The sequence below is a fragment of the Azospirillum ramasamyi genome, assembly GCF_003233655.1.
In the GTDB taxonomy this organism is placed as follows: Bacteria; Pseudomonadota; Alphaproteobacteria; order Azospirillales; family Azospirillaceae; genus Azospirillum; species Azospirillum ramasamyi.
On record NZ_CP029835.1, the window covers coordinates 196,225 to 217,194 of the forward strand.

The 20,970-nt window shown below is 68.9% G+C and carries 14 protein-coding genes; 10 read left to right on the top strand and 4 right to left on the bottom strand.

What is annotated here, in order from left to right:
• Positions 1-168: 168 nt before the first annotated feature.
• The 10 genes from DM194_RS27255 to DM194_RS27300 all read left to right on the top strand — a co-directional run bounded on the left by DM194_RS27255 (position 169) and on the right by DM194_RS27300 (position 13,637).
• Entirely contained in the window at positions 169-1,017 is an 849-nt protein-coding gene (locus DM194_RS27255) for an ABC transporter permease (protein ID WP_246024688.1), read from the top strand.
• Positions 1,007-2,428: an ABC transporter ATP-binding protein gene (locus tag DM194_RS27260; protein ID WP_111070766.1), complete on the top strand. Its 1,422-nt coding sequence runs from the start codon at positions 1,007-1,009 to the stop codon at positions 2,426-2,428. Before DM194_RS27255 ends, DM194_RS27260 begins: the two co-directional genes overlap by 11 nt.
• A gap of 246 nt (positions 2,429-2,674) precedes the next feature.
• Entirely contained in the window at positions 2,675-6,088 is a 3,414-nt protein-coding gene (locus tag DM194_RS27265; protein ID WP_246024689.1) for a glycosyltransferase, read from the top strand.
• Positions 6,089-6,091: 3 nt separating this feature from the next.
• Positions 6,092-6,643, top strand: coding sequence for a dTDP-4-dehydrorhamnose 3,5-epimerase (rfbC, locus tag DM194_RS27270; protein WP_111070768.1), 552 nt, complete (start codon positions 6,092-6,094; stop codon positions 6,641-6,643).
• A gap of 85 nt (positions 6,644-6,728) precedes the next feature.
• Entirely contained in the window at positions 6,729-7,796 is a 1,068-nt protein-coding gene (gene rfbB / locus DM194_RS27275; protein ID WP_111070769.1) for a dTDP-glucose 4,6-dehydratase, read from the top strand.
• Positions 7,797-7,804: 8 nt separating this feature from the next.
• Entirely contained in the window at positions 7,805-8,695 is an 891-nt protein-coding gene (gene rfbD / locus DM194_RS27280) for a dTDP-4-dehydrorhamnose reductase (protein WP_111070837.1), read from the top strand.
• Between the two features lie 11 nt (positions 8,696-8,706).
• A complete protein-coding gene (gene rfbA / locus DM194_RS27285) occupies positions 8,707-9,570 on the top strand; it encodes a glucose-1-phosphate thymidylyltransferase RfbA (RefSeq protein WP_111070770.1) in 864 nt (287 codons plus the stop codon).
• Positions 9,571-9,701: 131 nt separating this feature from the next.
• On the top strand, positions 9,702-10,658 hold the full coding sequence (locus DM194_RS27290; protein ID WP_111070771.1) for a UDP-glucuronic acid decarboxylase family protein: 957 nt from the start codon (positions 9,702-9,704) through the stop codon (positions 10,656-10,658).
• A 285-nt stretch (positions 10,659-10,943) separates the two neighbouring features.
• On the top strand, positions 10,944-12,002 hold the full coding sequence (locus DM194_RS27295) for an acyltransferase (RefSeq protein WP_162630198.1): 1,059 nt from the start codon (positions 10,944-10,946) through the stop codon (positions 12,000-12,002).
• Positions 12,003-12,137: 135 nt separating this feature from the next.
• Positions 12,138-13,637, top strand: a complete 1,500-nt coding sequence (locus DM194_RS27300) for a hypothetical protein (RefSeq protein ID WP_111070773.1) — start codon at positions 12,138-12,140, stop codon at positions 13,635-13,637.
• A gap of 31 nt (positions 13,638-13,668) precedes the next feature.
• Here DM194_RS27300 and galE read toward each other — a convergent pair whose 3' ends face one another.
• The 4 genes from galE to DM194_RS27320 form a co-directional block, all read right to left on the bottom strand.
• Positions 13,669-14,670, bottom strand: coding sequence for a UDP-glucose 4-epimerase GalE (gene galE, locus DM194_RS27305; protein WP_111070774.1), 1,002 nt, complete (start codon positions 14,668-14,670; stop codon positions 13,669-13,671).
• Between the two features lie 187 nt (positions 14,671-14,857).
• Complete coding sequence (locus DM194_RS27310; protein ID WP_111070775.1) at positions 14,858-17,050, bottom strand: DUF7657 domain-containing protein; 2,193 nt, start codon at positions 17,048-17,050, stop codon at positions 14,858-14,860.
• 199 nt (positions 17,051-17,249) lie between these two features.
• Positions 17,250-18,746: an HlyD family type I secretion periplasmic adaptor subunit gene (locus DM194_RS27315; RefSeq protein WP_111070776.1), complete on the bottom strand. Its 1,497-nt coding sequence runs from the start codon at positions 18,744-18,746 to the stop codon at positions 17,250-17,252.
• A 3-nt stretch (positions 18,747-18,749) separates the two neighbouring features.
• Positions 18,750-20,969, bottom strand: coding sequence for a peptidase domain-containing ABC transporter (locus DM194_RS27320; RefSeq protein WP_176581525.1), 2,220 nt, complete (start codon positions 20,967-20,969; stop codon positions 18,750-18,752).
• Position 20,970 lies beyond the last annotated feature (1 nt).

A 20,970-nucleotide genomic window follows, 5' to 3' on the forward strand; every position in this document is an offset into this window, starting at 1 on the left:
TCCGATCTTTCGGATAAACGGGTGGAACAGAAGGTTTGTGCCACCGTCCGTTCTTTTTTCCGGAAGGATGGCAGGGCGGGCACCCTGCCGCTTGGCGGGGATGCTTTCACTTGAACGCCGCAGGAGCGGGGGTTATGGTCGGGCCGCCGCAGACGGGGATACTCTAAATTGTTTAACTCTCAGTCGGGAAACCCCACGGTAGCGGGTTTCGGCGCCGGTCCCTTTGCCCTTTTCCAGACCGCCTGGCACCACAGGTCGCTGATCCTGCGGCTGGCCCGGCGCGAGATCGACGCCCGCTACCGCGGGTCGATGCTGGGCATCGTCTGGGCGGTGCTGAACCCGATCCTGATGCTGGCGGTCTACACCTTCGTCTTCTCGGTGGTGTTCCAGGCGCGCTGGGGGACGAGCGGCGAGAGCAACACCGAATTCGCCCTGCTGCTGTTCTCCGGCCTGATCCTGTTCAACGTGCTGGGCGAATGCCTGAACCGGGCGCCCGGCCTGCTGCTGGAGAATGTCAGCTACATCAAGAAGGTGGTCTTCCCGCTGGAGATCCTGCCGCTGGTGTCGCTGGCCGTGGCGCTGTTCAACGCCGGCATCGGCTTCGTCATCCTGGTCGTCTTCCATCTGCTGGTCGCCGGGCTGCCGCCGCTGACGGCGCTGCTGATGCCGCTGGTGCTGGTGCCCCTGTGCCTGACCACGCTGGGGCTCAGCTGGTTCTTCGCCGCGGCCGGCGTGTTCCTGCGCGACATCCGGCAGGTGGTGGGGGTGGGCGTCACCGTGCTGATGTTCCTCAGCCCGATCTTCTACCCGATGACCGCGATTCCCGAGCGTTTCCGCGCCATCCTGCACCTGAACCCGATGACCTCGATCCTGGAGCAGTCGAAAGATCTGCTGTTCTGGGGCCGCATCCCGTCGCCGGTGGACTGGGGGCTGGCGACGCTGGGCGCCTGGGTGGTGGCGTGGCTCGGCTATCTCTGGTTCATGAAGACCCGCCGGGGGTTCGCCGATGTCGTCTGAGACCGATACCCCCGCCGGCACCCCCGCCGGCACCCCCGTCGTCATCCGCGCCGAAGGGCTGGGCAAGGCCTACGCCATCTTCAAGCGCCCGCAGGACCGGCTGAAGCAGATGCTGGTGCGCGGCCGGCGCAAATATTACGACGAGTACTGGGCCCTGCGCGGCGTCGACCTGGAGGTCCGCCGCGGCGAGACGGTCGGGCTGATCGGGCGCAACGGCTCGGGCAAGTCGACCTTCCTGCAGCTTCTCTGCGGCACGCTGACGCCGACCTCCGGCCGCATCGCGGTGGACGGCCGCATCGCGGCGCTGCTGGAGCTGGGCGCCGGCTTCAACCCGGAATTCACCGGGCGCGAGAACGTCTATCTCGCCGCCTCGGTGCTGGGATTGTCGAACGAGCAGATCGCCGAGCGCTACCAGTCCATCGCCGAGTTCGCGGGCATCGGCGACTTCATCGAACAGCCGGTGAAGCTCTATTCCAGCGGCATGTACGCCCGCCTCGCCTTCGCGGTGGCGGCGCATGTCGATGCCGACATCATGATCGTCGACGAGATCCTGGCGGTCGGCGACGCCTCCTTCACCCAGAAATGCATGCGCTTCATCCACCGCTTCAAGGAGCGCGGCACCCTGTTCTTCGTGTCGCACGACACCGGACAGGTGGTGAACCTGTGCGACCGGGTGGTGTGGCTGGACAACGGGTCGGTGCGGGCGGTCGGCCCGGCCAAGGAGGTCTGCCACGACTATCTGGCCGCGCTCTACAGCGACCAGGACACCTCGCGCGGCTTCCGCATCGGCGGCGCCCGCCAGGCGCTGCCCCAGGCCAGGCGCGAGGAACCGGTGGAGGATGCCCGCGCCGAACTGCTGAAGGCCTCGCAGCACCGCAACGCCATCGAGGTGTTCGATTTCAACGACAGCGGCCCCTGGTTCGGCAACCGCGGCGCCACCATCACCAACGTCTCGATCCTGGATGCCGAGGAGCTGCCGCTCAGCGTGCTGGAGGGCGGCGAGGTCATCGTGCTGAAGGTGGACTGCCGGGCCGAGCAGCAGGTCCACCGCCCCATCGTCGGCTTCTACGTGAAGGACAAGCTGGGCCAGAACCTGTTCGGCGACAACACCTTCCTCAGCTACCAGCTCGACCCCGTCACCATCCCGGCCGGCCAGGACTTCGCCGCCCGCTTCCGCTTCCAGATGCCCTATCTGCCCAGCGGCGACTTCTCCATCACCGTGGCGCTCGCCGAGGGCACGCAGGAGGACCACGTCCAGCACCATTGGGTCGAGGACGCGCTGTTCTTCAAGGTCCACGCCAGCCATGTCGTGCGCGGGCTGGTCGGCATGCCGATGCTGGCGATCACGCTGGAGGCGGAGGGGGCGTCGGCACCCCGGGCAACTCCCCAGGCGGCGCCCGCGACAAAATAGGGTCCACCTTCCGGCAAGCCCCCGACGCCCCCCGGCCAACCCTCCGCATGCCCCGGGTGAGGCAGGAAAACCGCAGTTCCGGGCATTGTTGGGTACCGCAAAGCGGGTTCCGGTCAGCGGCTTGCATTCCGGCGGGGTGTCAGCGTATGTGTGTCGGCGGCTTTGACGGGGCCGTCCGGCGGGCCTGGAAAATGGTGCCCGATGGGCCGCATCCCGCCGCGAAGCCAGGCAGAAGAAGAGGCGCAGGTGGATTCGTTTTTGAAGGACCAGGGATCGGACACTCTCCGTCGCATCTGCCGGCCGATCACGCTCCTGACCCCGGATCTCGTCACGGCGCCGGCCTCCTGGCTCGGCCATGTGCCCTTCGCCTTCTGGATCGTCGAGGCGCTGCGGCCGGACAGCCTCGTCGAGCTGGGAACGCACACCGGCAACTCCTATGCCGCCTTCTGCCAGGCCGTCCGCCATGTCGGGCTGCCGACCTCCTGCTATGCCGTCGACACCTGGGCCGGCGACCCGCAGGCGGGCTTCTACGGCGACGACATCTACAACACGCTCGCCGCCTACCATGACCCGCGCTATGCCGGCTTCTCGCGCCTGCTGCGCATGACCTTCGACGACGCGCTGGTCCATTTCGCCGACGGCAGCGTCGACCTGCTGCACATCGACGGGCTGCACACCTACGAGGCGGTGCGCCACGATTTCGAGACGTGGCTGCCGAAGATGAGCCGCCGCGGCGTGGTGCTGTTCCACGACATCAACGTGCGCAAGGACGATTTCGGCGTCTGGCGCCTGTGGGACGAGATCACCCGCGACTATCCGTCCTTCACCTTCCTGCACTCCAACGGCCTGGGCGTGCTTGGCGTCGGCACCGATCTGCCCGACGCGCTGCATGAGCTGTTCGCCGTGCAGAAGGCCGGCGGCGAGGGGCTGCGGGCCGTCCGCAGCTGGTTCGACCGGCTGGGCGACGCCGCCATCGAGGCCGAGGCCATCCAGCGCCTGGAAGAGCAGGAAAAGCACCTGCGCACCGAGGTGGCGATGGTCCGCAAGGTGCTGGACGACCAGATCGCCCACAGCGAAGAGCTGAAGGGCATGATCGCGACGCGCGACCGCGACATCGCCCTGATCCAGGGCTGGCTCGGCGACCATCAGGCCGAAATCCGCCGGCAGGGCGATGCGCTCGCCGAGATGGCGGAGGACCTGGCCGACCGCGAGCGCAACCTCGCCGCCCATGCCCGCGAGCTGGCGGCGCGCGAGCAGGCGATCGCCGAACTGCACGGGGTGGTCGCCAGCCGCGACCAGCACATCCACAGCCTGGTCAACTCCACCTCCTGGAAGCTGTCGGCGCCGGTGCGCAAGCTGGGCCGGCTGACCCACAAGGCCGGCCGCTTCTACCGCCGCCGGCTGCACAACATCACGCTTGAGCCGCTGCACGACGTGAAGCCCAGCCCGCAGGGCGGCTACGAGGCGACCGGCAGCGACCCCGCCTTCCTGCTGCGTTCCGACCGCGGCCGGCTGCCCGGCCACTGGTGCGTGATCTCCTACCGCGTCGTCCGCGCCTCGGCCCCGCTGGTGCCGGTGATCTATGTCGATGACGGCAACGGATTCGACGAGCGGACGATGATCCGCCTGCCGGTCGACACGGTGGGCGAGTTCCGCCAGCTGGCCCTGCTGCCGCAGACGGTCAAGGCGCTGCGCTTCGACCCGGCCACCCGGCCGCTGTCCTTCGAGATCGCCGACTTCACCATCCGCGAGATCGGCAAGACCAACATCCTGCTCGACTATGTCCGGCAGAACCAGCCGGCGCGCGTGCTGGACTATCTGCGCCGCCACGGCTGGCAGGCGACCAAGCAGCGCGTCCTGCAGGAACTGCAGCCGAACCGCTGGTCGGCCGACTACAAGTCGTGGGTGCGGATGTACGACACCCTGACGCCGGAGGACGGGACGGCGATCAAGGCCGACATCGCCCGGCTGCCGGTGCGCCCGCGCTTCTCCGTGGTCATGCCGGTCTACAACACGCCGGAGCCCTATCTGCGCGAGGCGCTGGACTCCGTGCTGGCCCAGTTCTATCCGGACTGGGAGCTGTGCATCGCCGACGACGCCTCCACCGCGCCGCACGTGACGAAGGTGCTGGCCGAATACAAGGCGCGAGACAACCGCATCAAGGTGGTCCGGCGCGAGACCAACGGCCACATCTCCGCCGCCAGCAACAGCGCGCTGGAGCTGGCGACCGGCGATTTCGTGGCGCTGATGGACCATGACGACCGGCTGCCGCCGCATGCGCTCTACATGGTCGCGGCCGAGCTGGCGCGCCATCCCGACGCCGACATCCTCTATTCCGACGAGGACAAGATCGATGCGGACGGCGAGCGCTACGACCCGCATTTCAAGTCGGACTTCAATCCGGACCTGCTGCACGGCCAGAACATGGTCAACCACCTGGGCGTCTTCCGCCGCTCGCTGATCGAGCGGGCCGGCGGCTTCCGCCTGGGCTTCGAGGGCAGCCAGGACTACGACCTGACCCTGCGCGCGGTCGAGCAGACGACTCCTGAGCGCATCCGCCACATCCCGGCGATCCTCTACCATTGGCGCGTCTTCCCGGAATCCTCGGCCTTCTCCACGGTCGAGCTGCCGCGCGCTACCGCCGCCGCCCACAGGGCGCTGACCGAGCATTTCCAGCGCCGTGGCGTCGACGCCACGGTGGAGACCTCGCCGGCGACCGCCCGCTTCACCCGCATCCGCTACACCCTGCCGGCGAAGCTGCCGCGGGTGTCGCTGATCGTGCCGACGCGCGACAAGGTCGACCTGCTGAAGGGCTGCGTCGACGGGCTGCTGCACCGCACCGACTATCCGGATCTGGAAATCCTGATCGTCGACAACAACAGCGAGGAAGCGGCGACCTTCGCCTATTTCGACACGCTGAAGGACGAGCCGCGGGTGCGGGTGCTGACCTACAAGGCGCCCTTCAACTACTCCTCGATCAACAACTTCGCCGCCGCCGAGGCGACCGGCGAGGTTCTGGGCCTGATCAACAACGACATCGAGGTGATGGAGCCGGGCTGGCTGGCCGAGATGGTGTCGCACGCCCTGCGGCCGGAGGTCGGCGCGGTCGGCGCCAAGCTCTATTACGCCGACGGCACCATCCAGCATGCCGGCGTCGTCACCGGCATCTGCGGCGTGGCCGGCCATGTCCACAAGGGGCTGACCCGCGACGCCTACGGCTATTTCAGCCGGGCCCAGCTGACCCAGGATCTGTCCTGCGTCACCGCCGCCTGCCTGATCCTGCGCAAGGAGATCTTCGACGAGGTCGGCGGGCTGAATTCCGAGCATCTCGCCGTCGCCTTCAACGACGTCGATTTCTGCCTGCGCATCCGCGAGAAGGGCTATCTGGTCGTCTGGACGCCCTTCGCCGAGCTGTACCATCTGGAATCGGCCTCGCGCGGGCCGGACACCGCCCCCGACAAGGTCAAGCGCTTCATGGGCGAGGTCGCCTACATGCAGGAGCGCTGGGGCGACAGCCTGCTTCAGGATCCCTACTACAACCCGAACCTGACGCTGGACGCCGAGAATTTCGGGCTGGCCTTCCCGCCGCGCACGGTCAAGCCGTGGCTGCGCAAGGCCTGCCCCGAGCTGCGCAAAGAGCGCCTGAAGGAAAGCATCTGAGCCATGGACGTCGTTTCCCTCGACATTCCCGACGTTAAGATCATCCGCCCGAAGAAGTTCGGCGACCACCGCGGCTTCTTCTCGGAGACCTACACCAAGAAGACGTTCGAGGCGGCCGGGCTGCATTACGACTTCGTGCAGGACAACCACTCGCTGTCGGCCGAGGTCGGCACCGTGCGCGGCCTGCATTTCCAGCTGCCGCCCTTCGCCCAGGACAAGCTGGTGCGGGTGGTGCGCGGCGCCATCCTGGACGTGGCGGTCGACATCCGGAAGGATTCCCCCACCTTCGGCCGGCATGTCAGCGCGGTGATCAGCGCCGCCGACTGGAACCAGATCCTGGTGCCGATCGGCTTCGCCCACGGCTTCTGCACGCTGGAGCCGGACACCGAGGTCATCTACAAGGTGACCAACTATTATTCGGCCGAGCATGACCGCGGCCTGCTGTGGAACGATCCGGCACTCGGCATCGACTGGCCGGTCGCCGCGGACAAGGCCCGGCTGTCGGACAAGGACCACAAGCATCCGACCTTCGCCCAGCTTGGCGACTGGTTCTGACGGCGCTATTGGATTTCGGCTCTTTTTGCCCGGTGGGGCGTGCGGCCCCGTTTTTGGCCCCGTTTTTTGGCGGTAAGGTGGTTTGATGACGCGCATTCTCGTCACCGGCGGCGCCGGTTTCATCGGCTCGGCGGTGGTCCGCCAGCTTCTCGCCGAAACCGACGCCTTCGTCGTCAATGTCGACAAGCTGACCTACGCGGCCAACCTGTCCTCCCTGCCGGGCGCCGAGGGCAACCCGCGCTACGCCTTCGAGAAGGTCGACATCTGCGACGCCGCCGAACTGCGCCGGGTGTTCGACACCCATCAGCCCGACGCGGTGATGCATCTGGCCGCCGAATCCCATGTCGACCGCTCCATCGACGGGCCGGGCGAGTTCATCCAGACCAACGTGGTCGGCACCTTCCGCCTGCTGGAGGCGGCGCGCGGCTATTGGGCGGCCCTGCCGGCGGAGCGCAAGGAGCGCTTCCGCTTCCACCACATCTCCACCGACGAGGTGTTCGGCACGCTGGGCGACGACGGCTTCTTCACCGAGACCACCGCCTACAGCCCCAACTCGCCCTATTCGGCCAGCAAGGCGTCGAGCGACCATCTGGTCCGCGCCTGGCACGAGACCTACGGGCTGCCGGTGGTGCTGACCAACTGCTCCAACAATTACGGCCCCTACCATTTCCCGGAGAAGCTGATCCCGCTGATGATCCTCAAGGGTCTGGCGGGGGAGAAGCTGCCGGTCTACGGCAAGGGCGACAACATCCGCGACTGGCTCTATGTCGAGGACCATGCCCGCGCGCTGCGTCTGGTGCTGGAGAAGGGCCGGATCGGCGAGAGCTACAACATCGGCGGCCACAACGAGCGCACCAACCTGGAGGTCGTCCGCGCCATCTGCGCGCATCTGGACGAGATGAACCCGGCCGGCGCCCCGCACGACCGCCTGATCAGCTTCGTCACCGACCGCCCCGGCCATGACAAGCGCTATGCCATCGACGCCGGCAAGATCGAGCGCGAGCTGGGCTGGACCCCGCAGGAGACCTTCGAGAGCGGCCTGCGCAAGACGGTCGCCTGGTATCTGGAGAACCGCGACTGGTGGCAGGCCATCCTGAACGGCTCCTACCGGGGCGAGCGGCTCGGCCTGACGGAAGAGGGGGCCGCGCAATGAAGGTTCCCATGAAAGTCCTGGTCCTCGGCAGCAACGGCCAGCTCGGCTTCGAGCTGATGCGGGCCGGCTGGGCGCCGGGCACCGACGTCGTCGGGCTGCCCTATCCCGAGTTCGACGTGACCCGGCCGGGCGACGTGGAGAAGGCGGTCGCCGCCCACGCGCCGGATCTGCTGGTCAACGCCACCGCCCACACCGCCGTCGACAAGGCCGAGAGCGAGGTGGATCTCTCCTTCGCCGTCAACCGCGACGGGCCGGGCGCCATGGCGGCGGCCTGCGCGGCGCGCGGCATCCCCTTCATCCATGTCTCGACCGACTACGTGTTCGACGGGACGAAGGACGGCCTCTACACCGAGGACGACCCGATCAACCCGCTGGGCGTCTATGGCGCCAGCAAGGCGGCGGGCGAGGAGGCGGTGCGCGCGGCGACGCCGCATCACGTCATCCTGCGCACCTCCTGGGTCTACAGCGCCTACGGCAACAACTTCGTCAAGACGATGCTGCGCTTCGGCAAGGAGCGCGAGGAGATGCGGGTAGTCGCCGACCAGCACGGCTCCCCCACCGCCGCCGCCGACCTCGCCGCCGCCATCGTGCAGATCGCCGGCACCATCGAGAAGACCGGCGCCGCCGCCTGGGGCACCTACCACCTGACCGGCAGCGGCTACACCACCTGGCATGACTTCGCCGAGCACATCTTCCAACGGCTGGAGGAGCGCACCGGCAAGCGGCCGCGCCTGACCGCCATCGGAACCGAGGACTACCCGACCCCGGCGCGCCGCCCGGCCAACTCGCGGCTGGACTGCTCCCGCGCCAGGGAGCGCTTGGGCGTCGCCTGCCCGCCATGGCAGGAAAGCCTGGACCGCGTGATCGACGAGCTGTTCACCAACCCGCCGCAGGCGTGAGGACGAAGACCATGAAGGGCATCATCCTGGCCGGCGGCTCCGGCACCCGGCTCTACCCGGTGACGCGGGCGATCAGCAAGCAGCTGCTGCCGATCTACGACAAGCCGATGATCTATTTCCCGCTCAGCACCCTGATGCTGGCGGGCATCCGCGACATCCTGGTCATCACCACGCCGCACGACCAGCCGCTGTTCCAGACGGTGCTGGGCGACGGGTCGCAGTGGGGCCTGAACCTGACCTACGCGATCCAGCCCTCGCCCGACGGGCTGGCCCAGGCCTTCATCATCGGCCGCGAGTTCGTCGGCAACGACAGTTGCGCGCTGGTTCTCGGCGACAACATCTTCTACGGCCACGGCCTGACCAACCTGCTGCGCGCGGCCGGCGAGAAGACCGACGGCGCCAGCGTCTTCGCCTATGCCGTGCGCGACCCCGAACGCTACGGCGTGGTGGAGTTCGACGGCCAGGGCCGGGCGCTGAGCATCGAGGAGAAGCCGGTCGCCCCGCGCTCCAAATGGGCGGTGACCGGCCTCTATTTCTACGACAACGACGTGCTGGACATCGCCGCCGCGGTGAAGCCGTCGGCGCGCGGCGAGCTGGAGATCACGTCCGTCAACGCCGCCTATCTCGACATGGGCAAGCTGTCGGTCGAGCAGATGGGCCGCGGCTATGGCTGGTTCGACACCGGCACCCACGACAGCCTGCTGGAGGCGGCGGAGTTCGTCCGCACCATCCAGCACCGCCAGGGCCTGCAGATCGCCTGCCCGGAGGAGATCGCCTACACCTCCGGCTGGATCGACGCCGAGCAGGTCCGCCGCCTGGCGGAGCCGCTGAAGAAGAACGATTACGGACGCTACCTACTTGGGCTGCTAGGCTAAAGACAAAGGATCAAGCAGCGTTCCTGCTGCGTTGCCACTTCGCGGTTGGCCGGCGGCTGGTCCTGCGACGGCTCGTCCTGCGACGGCCGCCGGGCGCCGCGAATGCCAACAGCCAAGACAGGAAGACAGCCTTGCCGGCTCTCACCAACCGAAAGCGTGTCCTCGTCACCGGCGGCGCCGGGTTCCTGGGCTCCCACCTGTGCGAGCGGCTTCTGGCGGCCGGGCACGACGTGCTGTGCGTCGACAACTTCTTCACCGGCAGCCGCGACAACGTCCTGCACCTGCTGGGCAACCCGCATTTCGAGCTGATGCGCCACGACGTGACGTTTCCGCTCTATGTCGAGGTGGACGAGATCTACAACCTCGCCTGCCCGGCCTCGCCGATCCATTACCAGCACGACCCCGTGCAGACGACCAAGACCAGCGTGCACGGCGCCATCAACATGCTGGGGCTGGCCAAGCGGGTCGGCGCGCGAATCATGCAGGCCTCGACCTCGGAGGTCTACGGCGACCCGGCGGTGCATCCGCAGCCCGAGGAATATTGGGGCAACGTCAACACCATCGGCCCGCGCGCCTGCTATGACGAGGGCAAGCGCTGCGCCGAGACGCTGTTCTTCGACTATCACCGCCAGCACCGGCTGGACATCAAGGTCATCCGCATCTTCAACACCTACGGCCCGCGCATGCATCCCAACGACGGGCGCGTGGTGTCGAACTTCATCATCCAGGCGCTGAAGGGCGAGCCGATCACCATCTACGGCGACGGCCAGCAGACGCGCTCCTTCTGCTATGTCGACGACCTGATCGAAGGCTTCCTGCGCTTCATGGACACGCCGGCCGGCGTCACCGGCCCGATCAACCTGGGCAACCCCGGCGAGTTCACCATGCTGGAACTGGCGGAGAAGGTGATCCGCCTGACCGGCTCGGCCTCGACGATCGAGCACAAGCCGCTGCCGCAGGACGACCCCAAACAGCGCCGTCCCGACATCACCAAGGCGCGCGGCCTGCTGGACTGGGAACCGGCGGTGCCGCTGGACGAGGGGCTGGACCGCACCATCGCCTATTTCCGCGGGCGCTTCTTCGCCTGAGAAACCGCTTTTCCCCTTGCGGGAGAAGGTCCGCGACGCCCCCCGGGCGCCCCCCTTGGGTCTACCGCCAGTGGGCGAGCATCCGGCGCCGCGGCGCGTGACGCGTCTTGCGGGCCGCGCTATTGTGCGGGCCGCGTTGCGGATGCCGGTCCGATCTCCCGTGCCGGCCGCATCGCCGCTTGGGGGACGCATGGTGCCGATCGGCCGCACAGGCTGCGGGGTGTGAGGATGGGCGTGTTGCCGATGCCGGCCGCCCTGCGCGGAAGACAGTTGGGGAAAGAAGCGGTGCCGACCGCCTCACCGGAGCGAGAGCGCCCGGCCGGCTATTGGCCGGGCGGCGACACCATCAAGGTGGTGGCGATGCTGATGGTGATCGGCATCCACGTCATCAGCCCGCATTTCTTCGGCCAGATCCCGGCCATGCCGCCGGGCCAGCCCTTCCGCTTCGACATCCATTGGTGGATCGCCGCGGCGATCGACAGCCTGTGCCGATCCAGCGTGCCGCTGTTCTTCATGGTCAGCGGCGCCCTGCTGCTGCCGCGCGCCGAGCCGATCGCCGCCTTCCTGCGCAAGCGCTTCGTCGCCGTGGTGGTGCCGATGGTGGCCTGGAGCGGCTTCTATCTGGTCTGGGGACACCAGATCATCCATTTCGCCGGAACGCCGCCGCTGAGCGCGCTGCCGCGCCAGCCGGCCTTCTTCCATCTGTGGTTCCTCTATCCGCTGCTGCTCTCCTATCTGGCGATGCCGCTGATGCGCGTGGTCTTCGCCCAGGGCGGGCGGCTGGTCGGCTACGCGCTCGTCCTATGGGGCTTGGCGGTGGCCTGGATGTTCGCGGACAACCTTGCCGCCGGCAATCCCGAGCCGGGCGTCCTGTGGCCGGACTATCCCTATTATCTCGGCTATGTGCTGCTGGGCGGCGCGCTGCTGCGGTTCCGCGACCGCGTTCCGCTTTGGGCTGCCGGCGGGCTGTTCGGGCTGTCGGCGGCGGCGACGCTGCTGCTGACCTATGTCTGGTCGGCACGGCTCGGCACCGCCAGCGAACAGTTCATGGGATATTTCGCCCCCAACGTGGCGGTCGGGGCGGTGGCGGCCTTCCTGTTCCTGGACACGCTGTCCCTCCGTCTGGGGCGGGCGGCACAGGCGGCCATCCGCTTCCTGGGCGGCCTGTCCTTCGGCGTCTACGCCGTCCACCCTGTCGTCATCCTGTACTTCATCGGCGACACGCGGACCTGGTTCTCCAATCCCAGCCTCATCGCACTGGCCGGGATCGCCACGGTGGTGCTGGGGGCCGGTGCCATCGCCCTGGTGCTGTCGCGGATCCCGCTGCTGCGGCGATTGGTGTGAGGGGGGCTGGTGTGAGACGCGGCGGCGTCAGAACTGCCACGCACGTTGGGATAGCGTCTATGACCATCAGCACCATTCCAAATCGCTGAATCCGCTCCCATCCTCCGCTCGCGAAACGCAATCTGGGGGTGAGCGATGCCGGTCTGGCGCTTCTGGAACACCGTCACGGGGTCGCACTTCTATACGGAAAGCGAGGTCGAGCGGGACGTCGTCGCAACCAACCTGACCTCGATGAATTACGAGGGGGTCGCCTTCACCAACCCCACGGCGACCGACACCACCGTCTGGCGGTTCCGCCGGGCGGACACCGGCACCTTCTTCTACACCGCCAGCACCGCCGAACGGGACGCGGTGCGCAGCACGATGCCGAACTACGTCTACGAGGGGGCGGCCTACAGTGCCAGCACGGTGCAGACGGCGAGCGCGTCGCAGGCGATCTACCGGTTCTGGAACTCCGACAACGGCGCGCATTTCTACACCGGCTCGGCACAGGAGCGGGACTCGGTGATCGCCACCCTGCCCAACATGCGTTACGAGGGCATCGCCTACTACATGGCGCCGGCGCCGCAGACCGACCGCGGCGGGGCGCTGGACACGGCCTGGTACCTGTCGGCCTATCCCGACGTCGCCGAGGCGGCTGCGGCCGGCTTCACCTCCGCCGCGCAGCACTGGCAGGAGTTCGGCCTGCGCGAGGGGCGGCTGCCGCGCGATCTGGCCGCCTTGAGCGGCAACGACAGCATCGCCAGCATCTACAGCACCACCGGCCACGGCGACCGCATGAACGGCGGGTCGGGCAACGACACGCTGCAGGGCGGGCTGGGCAGCGACACCATCTTCGGCGAGACCGGCAACGACGTCCTCTACGGCTACCAGAGCGACCATCTGAACGGCGGCTCCGGCGACGACACCTACTACGTCTACACGAACAGCGTCACGGTCCAGGAAGGGGCGAACGGGGGCACCGACACGCTGTGGCTGGGCGACAGGATCACCGGCTACGGCTACACCATCCCGTCCAACGTCGAGGTGACCAACCTCTCCTACTATCTCACCAACGGGGACTATCCCAACTCGACCGTCCTCCTGACCGGCAGCAGCGGGGACGACACCATCCTGATGCCGGAAAGCGTTTACCTGCCCTATGGCGGCTATCACTCCAAGGCGGTGACGGTCAACGGCGGCGACGGCAACGACACCATCATGTCGTCCTTCTGGCGCAGCAAACACATCGAGCCGACCTACTATACGTCCTACAATGACCTCATCGACGGCGGGAATGGCAACGACACGCTGACCGGCGGAGCCGGTGCGGATACATTCGTCGTCGCGCGGCCGACGACCGGGCCGACACCGGGCTTCAACATCTATGCCGGACCGTCCGAGGTGACGACGATCACCGACTTCCAGCCCGGCGCCGACACGCTGCGCTTCGAGCAGACCACCCTGTCCGCGCAGCAGATCGTCGACCGCTTCAGCATGGCGTCCTTCCTGTCGTCCGACAGGACCCCGATGCTGGTTGGCCGCTTCACCGACGCCGATTTCAGCCGCGTTTACACCAGCAACTCCACGCTGGAAATCCGGCTGGCCGGCCTCACCCCCGGCCAGTTGACGGCGGGGATGATCGCGGCGGTCTGAGGGCCGGCGAGGAGGGCGCTGCGGGACCTTGTCAGATGCGCTTCACCAGCCGCTCCTCCCAGGTGAGGGCCGAGGCGACGATGGTCTCCAGATCGGCATGGCGCGGGGTCCAGTCCAGCGTGCGGCCGATGCGCTCCACCCCCGCCACCAGGGCCGGGGGGTCGCCGGCGCGGCGCGGGCCGATGCGCATGGGCAGCGGTTTGCCGGTCACCCGGTCCACCATCGCCAGCACCTCGCGCACCGAATAGCCGCGGCCGTAGCCGCAGTTCAGCACCTCCGACGCGCCGCCCGCCTCCAGATGGCGGAGTGCGGCGACATGGGCGTCGGCGAGGTCGCTGACATGGATGTAGTCGCGCACGCAGGTGCCGTCCGCCGTGTCGTAGTCGTCGCCGAAGATCTGCAACTCCGCCCGCTGGCCAGTGACGGTCTGGGCGGCGATCTTGATCAGGTGGGTGGCGACGCGCGACACCTGCCCCGAACGGCCCTGCGGATCGGCGCCGGCCACGTTGAAATAGCGCAGCGCCACGTAACGCAGGTCATGCGCCGCCGCGGTGTCGCGCAGCATCCACTCCGTCATCAGCTTGGAGGAGCCGTAGGGGTTGATCGGCCTGGTCGGCGTCTGCTCGTCGATCGGCAGCCGCTCCGGCATGCCGTAGACCGCGGCGGTGGAGGAGAAGATGAAGCGGCCGATCCCGGCCTCCACGCAGGCCTCGATCAGGGCGTGGCTCTTGACCGTGTTGTTGCGGTAGTAGGCGAGCGGCCGCTCCACCGATTCCGGCACCACGATGCTGCCGGCGAAATGCATCACGGTGCCGATGCCGTGGCGGGCGAAGCTGTCGGCCAGCAGCGCCTTGTCGCCGACGTCGCCCTCGACCAGGGGCACGCCGGCGGGCACCGCCGAGCGCCGGCCGGTGGACAGATCGTCCAGCACCACCACGGCGCGCCCCTGGTCGCGCAGCGCCAGCACCACATGGGAGCCGATATAGCCGGCGCCGCCGGTCACCAGCACGGTCGCGTTGTCGCTCGTGGTCATGTCCGCTCTTCGTCGTTTGGCCGCATCCGTCTGAAAGTAGCGCGTCCGCAGCCGCCGGCATCGGTTTTTCCGGCTTAGAACAAGGGCTTCCGGAGGGGCCGGAGGGAGCGCTTCCCCCCGGCGCATTACCCCGTTGTGAAGGATGCGGGGGCACCACAACCATTGTCCCGCCAGGCCTGCGCGCGCCCTACCTTGCCAATCCAAGGCGGCGGCAGCCGTCATTGGCCGGGTGGAGGGCGGTGAGGGCGACCGTCCCGGCATCGGTGCCACGACCCAGCACGCACAGCGCCGGGATCCGGTCCAAATCGGTCTCCGGCCGCAGCAGGATGGTGAAGCCGGCCTGCCCGCGGTCGGCAGTGGGGAAGGCGGCCTGCAGATCGGGCCGGCGCTCCGTCCCGTGCGACAGCACGGTGAGGGGCACGTCGCTGACAACCGCGATGCTCTGCGTGGCGCGGACGGCCGTCCAGGGCGCCCAGCCGCGCAGAAGCAGCAGTCCGTTCTCCAGCCGGACCTCGTCCAGGCTGCCGCCGGTCGGGAAAGGCCCGTCAACCGTGGCGGCGTCGTTCGCCGGAAGGACACTAGCCTCCCGCGCCAGGGCGGCCGGAGCCAAAGCGGACCAGGGTACCCGGACCTGATCAGGATAGGGGAAGACCGGCTCCGCCACCGCATCCGGGATGATGTGGGCATAGCGGTTGAAGGCCTGGGTGAAGCGCTCCTCCGGCATGTCGGGGAAGAGCGGACGGAAGAAGTCCAGGTGCGGGGCGATCAGCGTGTGGGCGATGGAGTTGTAGCCCCAGCCGGCCAGCACCGCGCCGGTGAAGATCGGCAGCGTCTCCACCAGCCAGCCCTTCCCGTGCGCTGCCTGCAGGGCCGACAGCCGGGCGGTCAGGGCGGTCTGCGGCCGCTCGAAGATCGGCTTAGCCGACTGGATCGGGTTGAACTGCCCGAAGGTCAGCAGGTTGGCGGCCACCGCCACCCCGGCCACCAGCGTGCCCGTCCGCGGCGGCCGCAACCCCATGGCCGGGATCAGGCGCCACAGCGCCAGCCCGCCGGCCAGCACCAGCAGGATCACCCCGTCGAACAGGCTGGACCAGGGCGCGATCCCACCGGCGCGCTTGGACAGCACCCAGGCCGCCAGCACGACGGCGGCGAACAGCGCGACGCGCAGCGGCGTGATCCGCCAGCGGACCGCCCCGGCCAGCAGCGCGGTGGCGACCAGCGCCAACAGCCCGACCGCCACGATCATGCGCGGCGGGAAGACGCGGTCCCACAGCAGGAACTTCCCCACCGCCGCCGGGATGGGCAGCAGCATCCAGGCCGACACCAGCGCCAGCCCGACGCCCAGCACCGCCAGGGCCGTCAGCAGCCGGCTCCGCTCGGCGACCCCGCCCGAGATGCCCTGCCTCCAGTCGGCGAAGACCAGGAGCAGCAGCGGCCAATAGCTGCCGATCGCCCCGGTCTCCACGATGTTGTGGACGATCAGGCTGTCGAAGCCGCGGGTGGTGATGAAGGGCAGGACCGTGGACAGCCAGATGCGCCAGTCCCCGCTGCCGCCGTCGCTGTGCCGCTGGCCGGGATAGACGGTGGAGGTCATCGCCTGCAGCGGCTCCGCCAGATAGGCGTAGACGGTGCCGGCGGCCAGGACGGCGGCCAGCCCCGCCGTCGCCAGCAGCGGCCACCGCAGCAGGTCGCGGCGCAGCGCCAGCACCAGCACGGCGCCAACGAACCCCAGCGACAGGATCACCGGCGGATAGAAGTGCGACAGCAGCCACACCGCCGACACCCAGTAGAGCAGCAGCCCCTTCACCGGCAGCCGCAACGGCGCCGCCAGCGTCACCAGCAGCCAGGGAAACAGGGCGAGCTGCGGCCCGGTGGTGGTCCAGGCATACTGGGTGTAGCCAGCGAAGAAGGCGAGCAGCGAGAAGCAGACCGAGATGCCCGGCGCCATGCCCAGCATCCGCCCCATCCGCTGGTAGCCGATCAGGAACAGGGCGATGAAGGCGGCATGGTAGATGGCGAAGGCATGGGCCGGATCGACCAGGAAGAAGGCCCAGTATTGCGGTTTGAAGGGCAGCGCCCAGTCCCACAGGGGCAGGGCGTTGAAGTTCCGCAAATCCTCATGATAGGGCGAATGGGCGTTGTGGCGGGCGAAGCCGTTGTCGACCGCGATCTGCAGATAGGGCGTCCACACCGCCCATTCGTCGCTGCGGATGTCGCGCGGCGTGCCCAGCACGAGCCCGCTTTCCTCTGTCACCCCCATCTGGCGCAGCGCCACCCCGTAGGAGGAGGGCGTCCAGGCCATCGCCGCGTAGAGAACCGACAGGGCCAGAACGATGGCGGCGAACAGCCCCCCGGTCGAGATGGGCGGAAATTTTTGCATCGGGATCTCACCAGATTACAGGCCGACGAATGCACCGAAAGGCAGGCTGCCTTGCAAGCGTCGGAGGATATGGCGGAAGGGCCGGACAGGCCCTCAAGGCCGCCCAAGGGGAAGCTTGGCGGCTAGCAGGCCTTGTAGCACTGCAATTGCGACGATCCAACATGGAGCGACGGTACCCGGCTGGAACCCGCCGATGCTCTCAGGGCTCGCGGATGCTTTCGTCGAGCACGCGGATGACGGGGTAGAGGAAGTAGGACAGCACCGACCGGGTACCGACCCGGATCTCGGCCGAGGCGACCATGCCGGGGCTGAGGTTGGTGCCGTCGGGCACCGACTCCAGCCGGGTGTCGGTCAGGCGGATGCGGGTGCGGAAGACAGCGCCGGCGGACGGCCGGGGGCCGTCGGGGTTGGCGGCCTGGCCGCCGGCGCCCTGGGACGCACCCTGGGGATCATGGGTGAAGGCGTCGGCGCTGATGGTGCGGATTTCGCCGGGCAGGGTGCCGTGGCGCTGGAAGGGGAAGGCGTCCAGCTTCACCCGCACGAAGTCGCCGACCCGGACCAGACCGATGTCGCGGGACGGGATCTCCGCCTCCACCTCCAGCGGCACGTCGGCGGGCACCAGGGTGACCAGCGGCTCGGCCTCGCGGACGACGGAACCGACGGAGCGCTTGGCGACCTCCAACACCACCGCGTCGACCGGGGCGGTCAAGGTGACCAGCGAGCGGCGGCGCTCGGCCTTGGCGATCTGCTCGACCAGGGTGGCCCGCTGGCGGGTCTGCTCGACGAGGTCCTCCGCCGTCTTGCGCCGCCATTCGTCGATGAAGGCGGCTCGGTCGGCCTGGATGCCGCGCAGCTCGTGCGCGCTCGCCTGCTCGCGGTCCTGCAGGGCGGTCAGGTCGTCGCGCATGCGCAGCCGCTCGACCCGCGCCTCCAGCCAGGTCAGGCGGGATCCGGTCTGGCGTTCCTGAAGCTGGCGGCGGATGTCCTCCACCTCGCCCACCACGGCGAGCCGTTCGGCAAGGCCGGCCTGGGCGCGGCGGCTGGCGGCGATGGCGCTGTCCAGCTGCCCGGCCTTCTCGTCGAGCGAGGCGAGGCGGGCGCGGTATTCGGCGCGGCGGCGCTCCAGGATGGCGGCCTGGACCGCAGCGTCGGGATCATCGGCGGCAGGGCTGTAGTCGCCGCCGTCCAGCTCGGCGCGCAGGCGGCCGATCTGCGCCTCGACGCTGACGAGCCTGGCGGTCAGGTCGGCCAGATCCGCCGCGGCGAAGGTGGGGTCGAGCGTCGCCAGCCGGTCGCCGGCGCGGACGCGGTCGCCGACCTGGACGTCGACGCCGCGCACCACCGCGGTCTCCAGCGGCTGGGCCACCACCAGCGGCGCCGTGGTCACCAGCCGGCCGCCGGCGGTGACGATGCGGTCGACCTGGGCGAGAGCCGCCCACAGCACCAGCGCCGCCAGAAGCCCGGCCAGCACATAGAGGGTGGAGCGCGCCAGCCAGGGCAGCGGCGCATGTTCGATCGCCGCCCCGTCCGGCAGGTAATCCAGCGCGAAGCCCGGCGGCGGCGGCGACGGCGCCGGCAGGGCGGCGCGGCGCCGGGCAGGGGGAGGAACCGGCCCGGCCTTGGCCGGGACGACCTCGCGGCCCGCTTCGGCCGGTGACGCGCTCTGATCCGTGCCGGATAGGCGTGCGTCGGGCATGGCTCAGCGCCCCCGGTTCTGCTGCTGCCACAGGTGCCGGTATTCGGCGCAGCGGTCGAGCAGGATGGGATGGGGGGCGAGGTCGAGCAGGCGGCCCTGCTCCAGCACGGCGATGGTGTCGCAGCCGGTCAGGGTGGAGAGCCGATGGGTGACGATCAGCACGGTGCGGCCATGGGCGATGCGCCGCAGATTGGCCATGACGATGGCCTCGCTGTCGGGATCCAGCGCGCTGGTCGCCTCGTCCAGGATCAGCAGGCGCGGCTGGGGCAGCAGGGCGCGGGCGATGGCGATGCGCTGCTTCTGGCCGCCGGACAGGTTGCTCGCCCCCTCCTCCACCAGCGTGTCGTAGCCGTCGGGCAGGCGGTGGATGAACTCGTCGGCGCCGGCCAGCCGGGCGGCCTCGACGATCTCCTCGCGGCTGGCCTCGGGCATGGTCATGGCGATGTTGTCGCGGATGGTGCCGCGGAACAGGAAATTCTCCTGCAGCACCACGCCGATGGAGCGGCGCAGATGGGCCAGATCCAGTTCGCGGATGTCGAGCCCGTCATAGCGGATGGTGCCGTCCTGCACCGGGTAGAAGCCCTGGAGCAGACGCATCAGCGTGCTCTTGCCCGAGCCGCTGCGCCCGACCAGCCCGACGACGGAGCCGGCCGGCACGGTCAGGGTGACGCCGTCCAGCGCCGGCGGCCGGTTGCGGTCGTAGCGGAAGCCGAGCCCCTCGATCTCGATCCGCCCGATCAGGGCGGGGCAGGCGCCGCTGCCCTCGCGCCGCGGCTCGGCCGGGTGGTTCATCACCTCGCCCAGCATGCGGACGGACAGCGCGGTTTCCTGATACTGGTGGATCAGCGAGACGATCTGCACCAGCGGCGTCACCACCCGGCCCGACAGCATCTGGAAGGCGATCAGGGCGCCGACCGAAAGCTGGCGGTCGAAGACGTCGAAGGCGCCGACGGCGACCACCGTCACCATCATCGCCTTCTCCAGGAACTCGGTCACCGTGCGGGCGGCGATGGAGATGCGGCCGACCCGGTAATGGCTGGTCACCGCGCGGGCGGCCTTGCGGTCCCAGCTGCGGCGCTGCTGTGGTTCGAGCGCCGATGACTTGACGGTGCGCATGCCGTGGATGGTCTCCACCAGCATGGCCTGGCGCTCGGCGTCGGCGTTGTAGAGGTCGCCGAGGCGGCTGCGGTAGATCGGCACCAGGGCGACCATCACCCCGGCGATCAATCCAGCGAACAGCAGCGCCACCAGCGTCAGCTTGACCGAATAGAAGAACAGCACCGGCAGGAAGACCAGCAGCACCAGGCTGTCCAGCACGGTGGACAGCAGATTGCCGGTCAGGAATTCGCGGATGCGCTCCACCTGCTGCATGTGGCGCACGGTGACGCCGGCCGAATGCCCGTCGAAGAAGGTGATGGGCAGGTCGAGCAGATGGCCGAAGGTACGGTTCAAGAGGCGGATGTCGATGCGGTTGGCGGCGGACAGCAGGATGAACTGGCGCAGGAAGCGGAAGGCCGCCTCGAACAGCAGGGCGCCCAGCACGCCGATGGTCAGCACCTGCAAGGTGGCGACGGTCTCGTTCACCAGCACCTTGTCGATCACGATCTGGAAATAGACCGGGACGGCGAGGGCGAGGGCGTGCAGGACCAGGGCCGCGATCACCACGTCGCGGAAGGCGGATTTCTGGCGCAGGATCTCCGGCACGAACCAGCGCAGGCCGAAGGGCTGGCGCGGGTCGGCAAGGCCGTGGCGCGGCTTGAGGAAGACCAGCTCGCCGTCCCAGCGCTCCAGGAAGCGGTCGCGCGGCACGTCGATCACGTCGAGCCGGTCGGCCAGCGGGTCGACGACACCGACCACCGGTTCTTCCGCGGGATCGGCTGGCCGCGACAGCCCGACCAGGATGACGGTGTTGCCGTTGGACAGCCGCGCCAGCAGCGGGAAGACAGGGGGCAGGACCTGCAGGGCCTTCCAGTCCAGCCGGCGGGCGGTCGCCTTGAAGCCGGTGGCGGCGGCGATGCGCAGCAGGTCGGCGGTCGACGGCTCGCCGTTTGGTCCGCTGGGGCCGGGAGCGACGCGCGGGCGCAGGGCGGCCGGCGAGGCCGACAGGCCGTGATGGCGCGCCACCAGCGTCAGGCAGCGCAGCGCGGTGCTCTCGTCGCGGTCGGGGGCGGCGTTGGGGCCGGGAGGCGGGGGCGGCGCGACGGTGGTGCTGGCGTCCGGCATC